Origin of the sequence: Devosia neptuniae (assembly GCF_025452235.1) — a bacterium.
Lineage (GTDB): Bacteria > Pseudomonadota > Alphaproteobacteria > Rhizobiales > Devosiaceae > Devosia.
In genome coordinates this window covers 1,878,206-1,892,895 of record NZ_CP104965.1, presented here as the reverse complement: position 1 = coordinate 1,892,895, position 14,690 = coordinate 1,878,206, and the positions used below count along the sequence as shown (strand labels likewise).

General features: G+C 63.0%; 10 protein-coding genes. 1 reads left to right on the top strand and 9 read right to left on the bottom strand.

The window, feature by feature from the left end:
- Positions 1–19: 19 nt before the first annotated feature.
- On the bottom strand, positions 20–1,894 hold the full coding sequence (locus tag N8A98_RS12095) for an ABC transporter ATP-binding protein (RefSeq protein ID WP_262171608.1): 1,875 nt from the start codon (positions 1,892–1,894) through the stop codon (positions 20–22).
- A gap of 377 nt (positions 1,895–2,271) precedes the next feature.
- Between N8A98_RS12095 and N8A98_RS12090 the strand changes: the two genes are divergently transcribed.
- Complete coding sequence (locus N8A98_RS12090) at positions 2,272–4,974, top strand: DUF4344 domain-containing metallopeptidase (protein ID WP_262171607.1); 2,703 nt, start codon at positions 2,272–2,274, stop codon at positions 4,972–4,974.
- Between the two features lies 1 nt (position 4,975).
- On the opposite strand, the gene N8A98_RS12085 is transcribed toward N8A98_RS12090, so the two are convergent.
- From N8A98_RS12085 to N8A98_RS12050, 8 genes are all read right to left on the bottom strand, one after another.
- Positions 4,976–5,833, bottom strand: coding sequence for a 2-hydroxy-3-oxopropionate reductase (locus N8A98_RS12085; RefSeq protein ID WP_262171606.1), 858 nt, complete (start codon positions 5,831–5,833; stop codon positions 4,976–4,978).
- Positions 5,830–6,615 (bottom strand): hydroxypyruvate isomerase, encoded by a 786-nt coding sequence (gene hyi / locus N8A98_RS12080; RefSeq protein ID WP_262171605.1) that lies wholly within the window; start codon positions 6,613–6,615, stop codon positions 5,830–5,832. The genes N8A98_RS12085 and hyi overlap by 4 nt, the downstream gene beginning before the upstream one ends.
- A gap of 3 nt (positions 6,616–6,618) precedes the next feature.
- Positions 6,619–7,533, bottom strand: coding sequence for a sugar phosphate isomerase/epimerase family protein (locus tag N8A98_RS12075; protein ID WP_262171604.1), 915 nt, complete (start codon positions 7,531–7,533; stop codon positions 6,619–6,621).
- Between the two features lie 10 nt (positions 7,534–7,543).
- A complete protein-coding gene (locus N8A98_RS12070) occupies positions 7,544–8,575 on the bottom strand; it encodes a Gfo/Idh/MocA family protein (protein ID WP_262171603.1) in 1,032 nt (343 codons plus the stop codon).
- 4 nt (positions 8,576–8,579) lie between these two features.
- A complete protein-coding gene (locus N8A98_RS12065) occupies positions 8,580–10,289 on the bottom strand; it encodes an ABC transporter ATP-binding protein (RefSeq protein ID WP_262171602.1) in 1,710 nt (569 codons plus the stop codon).
- A gap of 10 nt (positions 10,290–10,299) precedes the next feature.
- Positions 10,300–11,466: an ABC transporter permease gene (locus N8A98_RS12060; RefSeq protein ID WP_262171601.1), complete on the bottom strand. Its 1,167-nt coding sequence runs from the start codon at positions 11,464–11,466 to the stop codon at positions 10,300–10,302.
- 9 nt (positions 11,467–11,475) lie between these two features.
- Positions 11,476–12,462, bottom strand: a complete 987-nt coding sequence (locus tag N8A98_RS12055; RefSeq protein ID WP_113122491.1) for an ABC transporter permease — start codon at positions 12,460–12,462, stop codon at positions 11,476–11,478.
- An 86-nt stretch (positions 12,463–12,548) separates the two neighbouring features.
- The gene (locus N8A98_RS12050; RefSeq protein WP_262171600.1) at positions 12,549–14,660 is read right to left on the bottom strand and encodes a family 10 glycosylhydrolase; all 2,112 of its coding nucleotides are present in this window, start codon (positions 14,658–14,660) and stop codon (positions 12,549–12,551) included.
- Between the last annotated feature and the right edge of the window lie 30 nt (positions 14,661–14,690).

Genomic DNA, 14,690 nt, shown 5'->3' with positions numbered 1-14,690 from the left:
CCTCGCGGGAGGGCCTTTTCTATTGCGCGGCCGTGACATCGAGATCGAGGAACCCTCCGGATTGCCGGTGCCAGAGCTGGGCATATTGGCCGCCCAGCGCCAGCAGCTCGGCATGGGTACCCTGCTCGACGATCTGCCCCTTTTCCAGCACGACCAGCCGGTCCATGGCAGCGATGGTCGAGAGCCGATGGGCAATGGCGATCACCGTCTTGCCCGCCATCAGCCGCTCCAGCTGGCTTTGAATGGCCGCCTCGACCTCGCTATCGAGTGCCGAAGTCGCTTCGTCGAGCACCAGGATCGGCGCATTCTTGAGCAGCACCCGGGCAATGGCCACACGCTGGCGCTGGCCGCCGGACAGCTTGACGCCGCGCTCGCCCACCTGCGCGTCGTAGCCCGTGCGACCCCTGAAATCGACTAGCGTGTCGATGAATTCGTCGGCCTCCGCCATCTGCGCGGCGCTGACCATTTCCTCTTCGCTAGCATCGGGCCGGCCGAACACGATATTGGCCCGCACCGAGCGATGCAGCAGCGCGGTGTCCTGCGTCACCACGCCAATATTGGCGCGCAGCGACGCCTGGGTGACCTTGGAAATATCCTGCCCATCGATGGTGATGCGGCCACCTTCCAGATCATAAAACCGCAGCAGCAGGCTCATCAGCGTGGATTTACCCGCGCCCGAGCGCCCGATCAGTCCGACCCGCTCGCCCGGCGCGATATCGAGATCGAGATGATCGATGATCCCGCTCGGCTTGCCATAGTGGAAATCGATAGTGTCGAAATGGATATGGCCCGCCGTGACCACGAGGGGCGGCGCGGCGGGCACATCGACCAGCCCCAAGGGGCGGGCGATCAACTCGGCCGAGTTCTGCGCCGTGCCGTAATTGCGCATCAGTCCATTGAGCTGGTTCATCATGCGGCCCAGCAGATTATAGAGCCGCAACACCAGCCCCAGCGTGAAGGCCACGCCACCCACCGAGATCAGCCCTTGCGTCCACAAATGCACGGAGAGCGCACCAATCCCGGCAATGGCGACGCCCGACAGCATGCCCATCGCCGAGCGCACCCCGACCAGCGTGCGCGCCAAAGTGGTCATAGCGCCCAAGAAATTGTCGAAGCCGCGCCGCACGAAGCGGTCATCTTCGTCGCTTGAACCGAACAGCTTGAGGGTCTGGATATTGGCAAAACTGTCGACAATGCGCCCGGTTAGCGCGGAGGCCGCCTCGGCGGCCAATGTGGACCGCTTGCGCATGCGCGGCACGTAATACCAGGCGAGAAAAGCAAAGGCGACGATCCACAAAGCCACGGCCGCGCCCAGTCGCCAGTCGAGCTGGCCGACCAGCACCAGCGTGGTGATGGCATAGACCGCGATGAACCAGACCACCTGGAGCAGGGCCACCATGAAATCGCCCACCGCCCCGCCGCTCTGCCACACCTTGCTGGCAATGGCGCCGGAAAAGTCATTCTGGAAAAAGCTCAGGCTCTGGCGGATGACATGGGCATAAGCCTGCCAGCGTACGAGATTGTAAAAGCCCAGATTGACCGTCTGTTCTTCCACAACGGCGGAGAGCCACGTCACGATGAACCGCACGCCCAGCACGACGACGAGCATGAACGCCAGTTCGGTGCCGTTGGCGGCAAGCAGCCCGCCCCAGCCTTCGCCCTGATTAGCCGCATCGAGAATGTCGACCAGCCGCCCCACATAATAAAATAGTGCGGCCTCGACCAAAGCCACCGCGCCACCCAGGATCAGCAGCGACAGGAAGGGCAGCTTGGCCTGACGGATATAATGCCAGAAAAACCGAGGGCCGGTGGCGGGCGGCTGCAGATTGTCGGCGTGGCGGAACGGATCGAGCCAGGACTCGAAGATTTTGTGCAATGGGCTGAACAGGCTCATGAACGCACGCTAAGGCCCAAATTGCGTCGGAACGACGATTGCATCCGGCACATCTAGCATGGCTGGCAGGCACGCAGAAGCTTTCGGCGTCAGCCTCCGGTCACAGTGCAAAAATAATCTGCATCGGCACCCAAGGACCGCCCAGGCTCAAGCGTCAAAACAGCAATGACAGGACAAATGGGGGCCCCAGTGCATCGAGGTGACGGCATTTTTTCTCCGCAGACGTGGCCTCCAAGGGCATGTCAAGGTGGATATGGACCTCCTCTAGGCAGATTCGAGCATGCTCTGCCGCTTGACAGAGTCTTGGCAGGCATGATGGTCAAAGATGGCTATAAACCGCTGTGGCTGCCGGGAACCGTCTCTTCTGGAAACCTGAAATGAATTGCAAATCCTTGGTATTGGCGCTGGGACTAGTGGCGCTCGGTTCGGCCACGCAGGTGTGGGCGCAGGATGTACTCGGCCCGCTTGCCGGCGCGGTGGATCAGCAATTGGTGAAAGGCTGGCAGGCCGGGGAAGAAGGCGGCTGGTTCGTCCTGCGCAATGACACGCTGGAAGGCTCCGAGCAGACACTGGCGATCAATGCCGGCCCGCCGCCCACGGACGGACGGGAAATCACCGTCAACGTCACGCTGAAATCCCAGATTCCGGAAGCCGCCATTGGCCTGCTCGCCCGCAGCGCCACCAATAATGACGTCTGCCTGATGGAAATCACCGCCGAGGCCAAGGGCAACCTGTTCTGCGTCATCGAGGGCGATTTCAAGTCTATCGCCTCGGTGCCCAATGCCGCCCGCATGGATGGCAGCGACATCATCACCATGGTCGAAGTCCCCGGCGCCGCGCGCTTCTTCATCAACGACACCCAGATCGGTGACGTCACCTATGCCACAGCGCTTGGCGCCGAAATCGGCATCATGGCCTATGAACGCGGCACTTTCGGGCTGGCCGATTTCCAGATCAGCGGCCCCGAGGCCAGCAGCGGCGCGGGCCTGCCACCCAAAGGCGGCTCGGGCGGCACCGGCCTGCCACCCAAGGGCGGCGCCAGCGCCGGCGGCTCGGGATCGGGCACCGCGCCCAGCAGCGGCGGTGGCAGCACGGGGGAAAATTCAGGTGGCGGCGACAATAAAATGGCGGCCATCATGGGTCCGCTGGCCGATACCATCAATGGCAGCGATGACAAGGAAGGCTGGCAGTTGTTCTTCGAGGACAATTGGCTGGTCCTGGTCAATTCCGCGACCGCCTCGAGCGAGCTGGTCTACAAAATGCCGGTTGGCCCGCTGACCTCGGGCGAACGCGTCACCAGCCTCGATATCGGCATCCTGCCGCCACAGGGCGAGGATGCGGCGAACTTCACCAAATCCGCAGCCGGCATCCTGATCGAAAGCAGCGATGGCAGCGCCTCCTGCATCGGGGAAATCACCGCCGCCCGCGACGGGCTGGTGCTGTGCTTTGGCGCCGACGGCAAGGGGCGTGAAGTCGGCCGGCTTGCGGGCGCCGCCCAAGGTGGCGGCAAGGACGTGCTGCAATTTGTCGAGCGCCCCGGCTTTGGCGAATTCCGGCTCAATGGCCAGGTCATCGCCCAGCTTCAGGACGATCCCGCCCTTGGCGGCGATATCGGCATTCTGGCCTATGAACGCGGCGAATTCTATGTCGGTGGCTTCACCATCTCCTCAGGCGCCGGCACGGCATCGGCCGGAACGCCTGCCTCCAGTGGAACACCCTCTTCGGGTGGCACGACATCGGTGGGCGCTGGTGTGCCGATGTTCGGCCATGACGAAGCGCGCCTGATCGGGGTTTATCTGGGCCTCACCAACAGTATTTTCATGCATGAATTCGGCCATGCGCTGATCGGGGAATTGCAGATCCCCTCCACCGGCCCGGAAGAAGATTCCGTCGACATCTTCTCGGCGCTCAAGGTGGTCGAACCCACCATGTACCCGACAGAAGACGAGGGGATCAACGCGATCGGCCGGGAAGTGGCGACCTATTCGGCCCTGCAATGGTATTATAGCGGCATGCTGGCCCAGCAGCAGGGCGGCGGCGAAACCCCCTGGCAGGACGAGCATACCCCCGACCTCAAGCGGTTCCGCAATGTGTTCTGCGTGATGTATGGCGGCAATCCGGCAATCTTCACCGACATGGCCGAACAGATCAAGTTCGACGAGCGCACCCTGGGACGTTGCGAGGAAGAATTCACCAAGCAGAACCGCGCCTGGCGCACCATCCTGGCGCCGCACACCAGGGTCGACACCTGGTTCCCCGAAGGGCAATTGCCGGCCGATGCGCCCGGCGCCAAGGTCGAAGTGACCTTTGAGCCATCCAACAGCGAGATCGGCACGTTCCTGGCCACGACATTCGGCGACGGCTTGCGTGGCTTTGCCGACAACCTGTCCAAGAACTATGCCCTGCCCCGCCCAATCGCCGTCACCTACAAGGATTGTGGCGAGCTCAATGCCTGGTACGATCCCCGCGAGGGGACCATCACCATGTGCTACGATCTGATCGAGCACCTGGCCCTCATGATCTCCGACATCGAAATGGGCACCGGCGACACCGGCAGCGCGACGCAGACCCAGCCGACCAGCAGCGCCGGCAATGTCGCCAAGACCAGCACCGCATCGGTAGGCAATGCCACCTCGGCCGACGAATTGGCCGATCTGGGCGTGCCGGTCACCAGCGTGCTGTTTCCTGCGCCCTACAAGGGACCCACCCCGGCCAGCCATAGCAAGGCCCAGATCCTGACCACGCAAGACCTGGCCGCCGCGCTGAACGAGGGCACGCCGATGCTGCTGGTGGATACCAGTGGTTTGGCCGAAACCATTCCCGGCGCGCTTTCGGTGACCGATGCCGGCAAGGATGGCAGCCTGACCGACCGTTTCCAGAGCGCCGTCGATGGCTGGCTCAAGGAGGAAACCGCCACCGACGCCAAGATGCCCGTCATCTTCTTCGGCCGCGATCGGCAGGACCGCTCATCCTATAACGGCGCCCTGCGCGCCGGCGCCCTGGGCTGGAACGCCTTCTGGTATCGCGGCGGCATTGAGGCCTGGCAATCCAACGGCCTGCCCCTGGCGGCCGTGGAATAGCCTAGTCCTGCAGCAAGCTGATCAAGGCCGAATGGTCCTTGTCGCCAAGGCCATCGGCCAGCGCCTTGTTCATCAATTGCTGCAGGCTGGCGGCATGGGGCAGGTATAGCTCGAGAGACTTGGCGGCCTCCATCGCCAGCCCGATATCCTTGCGATGCAGGCGGATCCGGAAGCCGGGATCGAAGGTGCGCTTGATCATGCGCTCACCGTGAACTTCGAGGATGCGCGACGCGGCAAAGCCGCCCATCAGCGCCTCGCGCACCTTGGCCACGTCAGCGCCGGCCGCCTTTGCCAGGGCCAGCCCTTCGGCCACCGCCTGGATGGTGAGGCCGACAATGACCTGATTGGTCACTTTGGCCGTCTGCCCATCCCCCACCCCGCCGATGCGGGTTATGTTCTTGCCCATCAGCTCAAACAGCGGCTTGGCTCGGGCGAAATCGGCCTCCGAACTGCCCACCATGATGGTGAGGGACGCAGCCTTGGCGCCCACTTCGCCGCCCGACACCGGTGCATCGGCATAAGAGGCGCCGGTCTCGGCGATCCGAGCGGCAAAAGCCTTGGTGGCGCCGGGCGAAATCGAACTCATGTCGATGACCAGCTTGCCGGGCGCGCAGCCCTCGGCAACGCCATCTGGCCCGAACAGGACCGCCTCGACGTCCGGCGTATCGGGCAGCATGAGAATGGTGATTTCAGCCGCTTCGGCCACGGCGCGGGCAGTTCCCAGCGCCTTGCCGCCCGCCTCGACCAGAGGCTGCGACGCATCCTTGACGCGATGCAGAAAGACATCGTGCCCGGCAGCGATGAGATGCGCTGCCATCGGGCGCCCCATGACGCCCAGCCCAATAAAACCGATCTTCATGCCCGTTCCCTCCAGGGTGCAAACCAGCCGAGGCCCGCACTGGTGGCAGCCTTCGGCTTGTATTCGGCGCCGACCCAGCCGGCATAGCCAGCCGCGTCCAGTGCCGCGAAAATGTTGGAATAGTTGATCTCGCCGGTCCCCGGCTCATGGCGCCCCGGATTGTCCGCCACCTGGACATGAGCAATGCGCGATTGCAGCCGGCTAAAGTTGGGCAGCAGGTCTCCCTGCACCACCTGCATGTGGTAAAAGTCATATTGCAGATAGAGATTGTCGGTGCCGACCGCCGCCGCGATCCGCTCATAATCATCGGTAGAATTGATCAGAAAGCCCGGAATATCGCGGGTATTGATCGGCTCGAGCAAAAGCTTGATCCCGGCCTCGGCCAGAAGCGGGGCGGCATAAGCGAGATTGTCGATCAGCACCTGCTCCAGTATGGCGCGATCATGCCCGGCCGGAGCGATGCCGGCGAGGCAATTGACCTGATCGCAGCCCGTTGCCTTGGCATAGTCGATGGCTTTGGCGATGCCGCGGCGGAATTCCTCGACCCGATCGGGGTGGCAAGCAATGCCGCGTTCACCCGCCGCCCAATCACCCGCCGGCAGGTTGAACAGCGCCTGCACCAAGCCGTGCTGGTCGAGCAGGCGCCGCAAGGCTGCGGGATCCTGGTCGTAGGCGCCGACATATTCCACCGCCTTGAACCCATCGGCGGCCGCTGCCGCGAAGCGGTCCATGAAAGGCAGGTCGGGGTAAAGCATTGAAAGATTGGCTGAAAAACGCGGCATGGATCAGGCTCCCTTGAGCGGGCCGGGATAGGCAATGAAATCGCCGCCACGGCAGGCCTTGAGATAGTTCAGGCCGTGCACTTGCCCCACCATTTCCAGCTCTTCGCGATAGACCGGATCGTGCCAGCCTTCGATGTCGATCGAGCCGGACCAGCCGGCCAGGCGCAATTCGGAAATGACGTCGGTCCAATTGGTATCGCCGAAACCCGGCGTGCGCATCCAGACGGCTTTCTCCTTGCCGCCATAGCCCTGCGACTTGATGACATCCCACCGGATGGTCGCGTCCTTGCCGTGTACATGGAAGAACTTGTGCGCCCATTTGCGGATTTGCGGAATGGGATCAATGAGATAGACCATCTGGTGGCAGGGCTCCCATTCGAGCCCGATATTGTCTTCCGGCACCTCGTTGAACATCATTTCCCAGGCGTCGGGATTGTGGGCAATGTTCCAGTCGCCGGTTTCCCAATTGCCGCGCATGGCGCAATTTTCAAAGGCGATCCGAACCCCTTTATCGGCGGCGCGCTTGGACAGTTCGGTCCAGACCTTTTTGAACTGCGGCAGGCTTTCGGGCAGCGGGCGATTGCGGATGCGGCCGGTGAAGCCGGCGACGCAGGTGGCGCCGAAATGGTGGGCGTTGTCGATTAGCGCTTCCCAGCCGCGTAGCGTCTCCAGGTCTTTCGGCTGTTCTTCCAATGGGTTACCGAACATGCCCAGGGTCGAGATGGTCACGTCGCGGTCGCCGATGACGTCCTTGAGGCGCTTGGCGAGTTCGGGGAGGTCCTTGTTCACGGTCTGCCAGAAATAGGGCTCGATGCTCTCGAAGCCGTGCGGCAGGATCTTTTCGAGATAGCCGACCGGATCGGGTTCGTGGCCGCGGATCATGGTGCCGATGCGAATGGCTTTGGGGTCTAATGCCATGAAATATCTCCTAAATTATAATTTCGACACGCCTGCCCTGACCGACGCTGTCGATGGCGCCGAGAACCATGGCGAGGCTCTTGATATTTTCCCGGCCCACCGTTTCCGGCTCCGGACCGCCGCGGGTGGCGGCAATGAAATCGCTGATGACGCCGAGATGCCCGCCGATGCGGTCGGCGGGATCTAGCGCAGGAATTTCAATGACTTCCGTGTCAGGCAGCAGCTTGCCGGCGACGAGAGGCAGCGAGCGCTCGGCGCGGAGGTCGTCGGCGCCGTCCCAGAGGATGGAGCCGATTGTGCCGGTGATGCGCCAGGCGCTTTCCCAGCTGGTGCGGAAGCCCGGCGCCGCCCAGGAGCCGCGGTAAGTCATTACGGCGCCTTGCGAAAATCGGAAGCTGGCAAAGGCCGAGGCGTCGCGCTGGTACCAGGAGCCGGCGGGATTCCATTCCTCGGCATAGACCGAGGTCGCGGCGTCGTCGATGACGAAGCGGGCGGCGTCGAAGGTGTGCACGGCCATGTCGAGCAGGAGGACATGAGGCATCTGTTCACGGAAGCCGCCGAAGTGCGGATCGAGGAAGAAATCGCAATGCACGCCGGTGATATCCCCGATGGCGCCGGAGGCGACGAGGCGGCGGATACGGCGCAGCTGGGCGAGATAACGGCGGTTCTGGATGACGACGTGCAGACGCCCGGCAGCCTCAGCGCGAGCGACCAAATCGCGAGCTTGATCAAGGGTTTCGGCCATCGGCTTTTCCGACAGCACATGGGCGCCGGCGGCCAGGGCGGTGGAGACAATTCCGTGACGAACGGCGGGAATGGCGACGTCGAGAACGATCTCCGGGGAGAACTTATCCAACATCGTCTTGAGGTCGCTGCCGATCTCGGGATTGATGTTCTGCTCGGCGGCGCGGGCCTCGGCATTGGCCGGATTGATATCGACAATGCCGACGATGTCGACGCTGCCGATGGTCTTGATGGCCTCGAGCCATTTGCGGCTCATGGCGCCGGCACCGGTGAGCACGGCACGCTGATTAAGTGTCATTTGGTTAGCGGACTGTTAGCGTTGAGAGAGCGGAAAGGCGTGTTCGGTGCAACATGCGCTTGTGACGCGGATCGGGATTGGGCACGGCCGAAATCAGCGCGCGGGTATAGTCGGCATCGGGGGCGGTGCAGATCTTTTCGGCGGGGCCGACTTCGACCAGCTTGCCGCGATGCATGACGGCTACCCGGTCGCAGAAATAGCGGACGACCGAGATGTCGTGCGAGATGAAGATGAAGGAGAGATCGAGCCGGCTCTGGATCTCCAGCAGCAGGTCGAGGATCTGGCTGCGGATGGACACGTCGAGCGCCGAGGTCGCTTCATCGGCAATGATGATGCGCGGATCGAGCGCCAGGGCGCGGGCAATGCCGATGCGCTGGCGCTGGCCGCCGGAGAAGGCGTGCGGATAGCGCTCCATGACATCGGGCGAGAGACCGACGAGACGGAGCAGCTCGGCAACCTTCTCCTCGATCTGCTTGCCCTTGAGCTGGCCCTCGACGACCAGGGGGTCGCCGACGATCTGGCGGATGGTCATGCGCGGGTTGAGCGAGGCGAAGGGGTCCTGGAAGATCAGACGGACATCGGCGTGGAATTTGCGCAGCTCGGATTTTGAGAGCGCGGTGACGTCGATCTCCGTGCCGTCCTTCTGGCGGTAGAGCACCTGGCCGGCGGTGGGTTCGACAACGCGCAGGATGAGCCGGCCCAGCGTGGTTTTGCCGGAGCCGGATTCCCCGACCACGCCGAGATTTTCGCCGGCATGGAGGACCAGGCTCACATCATCCACCGCCTTGAGGGCAAACTTCTTGGTGCCGAGAAAACCCTTGGAGCCACCATAGACCTTGGTGAGGCCTTTGACCGTCAGAATGGGTTGCGGGGTGACCACCGCCTCGGCGCGGGCGTCGGCGGGTTGCTCGAGCTTGAGGGTCGAAGCGAGAAGGCGCTGCGTATAGGGGTGCTGGGGCGCATGGAAGATGTCGTCGACGCTGCCGGTTTCCACGATCCGGCCAAAGCGCATGACGGCGACATCGTCGGCGACTTCGGCCACCACGCCCATATCGTGGGTGATGAGCAGCATGGCCATGCCGCGTTCGGTCTGGAGGCGCTTGATGAGGTCGAGGATTTCGGCCTGGGTAGTGACATCGAGCGCTGTGGTCGGCTCGTCCGCAATCAGGATATCGGGATTGCAGGCCAGGGCCATGGCGATCATGGCGCGCTGGCGCATGCCGCCGGAGAATTCGAAGGTGTAGCGATCCGCCATTTCGGCCGGATTGGGAATTTCGACCTGGCCGAGCAGTTCGATGGTGCGGGCACGGGCAGCGGATTTGTCGAGCCGGGCATGCAGGCGCAGCACTTCATCGATCTGGCTGCCGATGGTGTGGACCGGCGAGAGCGAGGACATCGGCTCCTGAAAAATCAGGCCGATGCGGGCGCCGCGCACCGCGCGGACTTCCGGGCTATTGGCGGCCAATTGCGCCAGATCGACCTCGCGCCCCTGCGTGCGCAGCATAATCTTGCCGCCGACCATCACGCCGGGCCGGTCGACAATGCGCATGAGCGAGCGGGCAGTGACCGACTTGCCTGAGCCGCTTTCACCCACGAGAGCCAGGGTGCGGCCGCGATGCAGCTCGAAACTCACATCGCGCACGGCATGCAGGATATGGGTGCGCAGGTGAAAATCGAGCGACAGGTTTTCGACGCTGAGGACTGGCTGTTCCATAGTGTGCTCCTCAGGTCTCATAGGGATCGGCGGCATCGCGCAGGCCATCGCCGAAGAAGTTGAAGGACAGCACCGCGATCACCACGGCAAGGCTGGGCCAGATGAGCAGCCAGGGGGCGGTCGAGATGGAGCGGATATTCTGCGCGTCCTGCAGCAACACGCCCCAACTGACCACGGGCGCCTTGAGGCCGACGCCGAGGAAGGAGAGCGAGGTTTCGGCAATGATCATCGAGGGCACGGCCAGCGTTACCACAGCCAGGATATGGCTGGTGAGCGACGGCAGGATATGCCGGAAGATAACGCGGCGTTCCGACGAGCCATCGAGCTTGGCGGCGGTCACGAAGTCCTCGTTGCGGAGCGAGAAGAAACGCCCCCGCACTTCACGCGCCAGACCGGTCCAGCCCAAGAGCGAGACGATGATGGTGATGACGAAATAGACGTTGATGGGTGACCAGGTGAGCGGGATGGCGGCGGCCAGCCCGAGCCAGAGCGGAATGGTGGGCATGGCGCTGACCACTTCGATGACGCGCTGAATGACCGTATCGACCCAGCCGCCGAAATAGCCCGAGATGGAGCCGAGCACGACGCCGAGGAACAGCGACACGCACACCCCGATCAGCCCGATCGACATGGAAATGCGCGTGCCATAGATCAGCCGGCTGAGCAGGTCGCGGCCGAGGCGATCGGCGCCGAGCAGATACATGGTCTCTGTCGGGTCGAGCGGACCGATGAGGTGCCGGTTGGATTCGAACAGGCCCCAGAACTTGTAGGCGGGGCCTTCGACGAAGAGGCCGACGGGGACGATGACGTTCTCATCGACCACGAAAGTGCGGCGAAGCGCAGCCTTGTCGATGGCGATTGTATAGCCCTTCACATGCAGCTGGAATTGGCCATCGGGGGTGAACAGGCCAATGCTTTGCGGCGGGGCGTAAGTGTATTGGGCGCGGCTGGTATCGGGCAGGCCCGGCGCCAGGAATTCAGCGAAGGCACCGATGAGATAGAGCACCAAAATGACGCCACCGCAGAACAGGGCGACCTTTTGGCCGAGGAATTTGCGCCAGATCAGCGTCCATTGGCCGGCGGCGGCATCGGAAATGGGGTCCATGCCGGGCTTGAGGCCGGAAATGGCTGGGCCATCTTCGGCAAGCTTGGCGTCGAGGGCGGGAGACGTGGTCATTCCATCACCTCAATTATAGCGGATGCGCGGATCGAGCAGCGCCAGCAGGATGTCGGAAATGAGCATCCCCACCAGGGTCAGCACGCTCAGCAGCAGGATGAAACTGCCGGCCAGATACATGTCCTGCGCGACGAGAGCCCGCAGCAGCAACGGCCCGGCGGTCGGCAGGTTCAAGACGATGGCGGTGATGGTGACGCCCGAGACCAGCTCGGGCAGCACCCAGCCAATGGCCGAAATGAACGGATTGAGCGCAATCCGCACCGGGTATTTCACGATGACCTTGTATTCGGGCAGGCCCTTGGCGCGGGCGGTGGTGACATAGGGCTTGGACAGCTCATCGGTGAGATTGGCGCGCAGGATGCGGATCATCGAGGCCGTGCCGGACATGCCGATGACCAGGATCGGGATCCACAAATGCATGATGAGGTCCCACAGCTTCCCCCAACTCCAGGGCGCTTCGACATATTCGGGCGAGAAGAGACCCCCCACCGATTGGCCGAAGACGCGGAAGGAGACATACATCAGCGTCAGCGCCAGGATGAAATTGGGCACGGCGAGGCCGATGAAGCCAAGGAAGGTGAAGACGTGATCGCCCAGTGAATTGCGGCGCACGGCCGAATAGATGCCGATGGGCAGGGACACACCCCAGACCAGCAGCAGCGCGGCGAAGGAAATCGCCAGGGTCGACCCCATGCGCGACCAGATGATCTCGGAAACCGGCTGGTTCCATTCAAAGGAAAAGCCGAAATCGCCGCGCGTCAGGATGCCCAGCATCCATTTGCCATATTGCACCCAGATGGGCTGATCGAGCCCATATTGGCCGCGCAGGCGCTCCACCGTCGCCGCATCGATCGGCGCACCGCCATCGGCAAGCGTCGACATCAGCGAGGTGAGATAATCGCCCGGCGGCAGCTGGATGATGGCGAACGAAATGATCGACATGCCGAACAGGGTCGGGATCATGTAGACCAGGCGCTTGAGTATGTAATTCAGCATTGCCGCTCCTCGTTCGGCTTTGCGGGTGGCCCGGCGCGGTGAGCGTCGGACCGTCTATTCTGTGCTTTCATCTCAGCCGCGCCCCTCTATTCCCAGCTCAGATGGACCACCTCCATGGTCTCGATATCAGGCACGCTGACCGTGGCGCGGTTATCGGCGATGTCGAATGGCACAGCCTGGCCGCTGACCAGCAGGCGGGCGGATTTGACACTTTTGCCCTGGGGGATTTCGAGGCTGACGGTGAGCGGGCCGACCGGCCAGGTGTCGCGCAGCGGGCCTTTCATCATCATCGGATTGGTCAGGTTGAGCAGGCACAGCGCCCGGCCCTTGTCGTCGCTATGCAGGCCCACATCGAAGACGCCGCGGCCGGTGACCTCGATTTCGGGCCGTTTGCCCAGCGCCCATTTGACGGCATTGGCGATCAGCCGACCCTGATCGGGCGCCATATAGGTCCAGAACACTTCCCCGATATTCCAGGGGATATAGACCACGCGCCCGCCGGCTTCGGTGGTGCGGGCGGCGACGCCAACGCCTTGCGGCGGCAGGCGCGGATAGACTTCCTCCATCGGCAGATCAGGGAAATCGGGGATGGCGAGGAAGGGCTGCTCGATCTCGGTAATGGGCGCGACTTCCACCACTTCGGTGCCGCCGATAATGCGCTGGGCGCCGTCATAGCCTTGGTTGATGGGGTGGCTGCCGTTGAGGGCGATATAGGAATTGCGCACACCGCTGCGCGGTGGGCTTTTCATGGTGACGCCGAACACATCGGCCAGGCCGAAATCGGCGCGGGCGGCGCCTTTCTCGTTATGGAGCGAGGTCTGGTGGGCGGCGACCACGCTGCCGCCGGCGGCGACGAAGTCGCGCAGCGCCTGGCATTGGGCGTCGGACAGATAGGTGGCATTGGCCAGGATGACGAGCTTGTAGCGGCTCAGCGTCTCGGCACTCATGATCTGGTCGGAGAGGAATTCGAAGGGCAGCCTTGCCTCGACCAGGGCGTGGTAGAAGCCCAGATCGTTGAGCTCCGCCAGGTGCCGCTTGTCGGGATCCCAATGGCGTAAAGTCGTTGCCGGATCGATGATGGCGATCTCGGCCGATGGCAGCATGGAGCCGATCACCGGCTCGACCTCGGCATGCAGGTTGAAGGCATTGGCGACGGGCTGCACCCAGCGATCGTCGGGGATGCAGGCATTGAACTTGGTGAACCAGGGGAAGAGGCCCTGGGTGATGCCGGCATGCACCCATTGCTCGATTTCGGGGCCGGTCTGCACCGAATCCTTCCAGCGCGGAATTTCCTCGGGGCCGATCGAGGTGATCAGGCCCACCGGACGATCGCGGAAGGTGGCGCGGATGCGCTTGCCATTGCGGCCGGCCGACCAGGCGGGCTCGACATTGCGGCGGCCCTGGTGATCGACGAACAGGATCGGGCAGTGCTTCTTGATGACCGAGAGGTCGAATTCCATGAGCGAGGAACCGCTCATATTAGGAATGAAGCTGGCATGCGGGCGCACCTTTTTGACCTCATTGTCCCAATGGGCGACGAGGCGGGTCAGCGTGGTGCGGCGCCAGGCGGCCCAGGCCTGCCAAACGGGGTCCGAAGCGGTGCTGGTTTCGGGCAGGTCATACCCGCTGGCGGCGCGGAAATTGTCCTCGCAGGCCTTGCAATAGCAGACCCCATGGCCCTGCCAGCGATTGCCGAACAGCGCGTCGATATCGTATTTTTCGGCGATCTCGACGATGACCTTGGTCATGAAATCGAAATTGTAGCTCGAATAGGCGCAGGTGACGAAAATGCCGGGCATGGCCCAGTGTTCGCGCGGCTGCCGGTCCACGGTCAGCGAGACCCATTCGGGATGCGCCTCGGCGGCATCGGCATGGATGGCGTGCGGATCGACCCGGGCCATGACATGCATGTCGAGCTTGCGCGCTTCGGCCACCAGCGTGCCAAAGGGATCGGTATCGCCGATGAATTTGGACACATAGTGGAGCGGGATTTCGCTGGGGTAGTAGGCGATATAGCCGCCGGCCGAGAGGCAAATGGCATTGGATTTGGTGCGCTTGAACACATCGACCCAGAAAGCAGGATCATAGCGCTGCGGATCGTCCTCGACGAATGTGAGCTGGGTCCAGCGCGTGGCGGTCTTGTACCAGTCGGGCGTGCGCAGGCTGGGCGCAGCTGGGCTGTCTTCGATCTTGAGCATCGGGGCAATCCGGGAAAGGTGTGGGAGGCG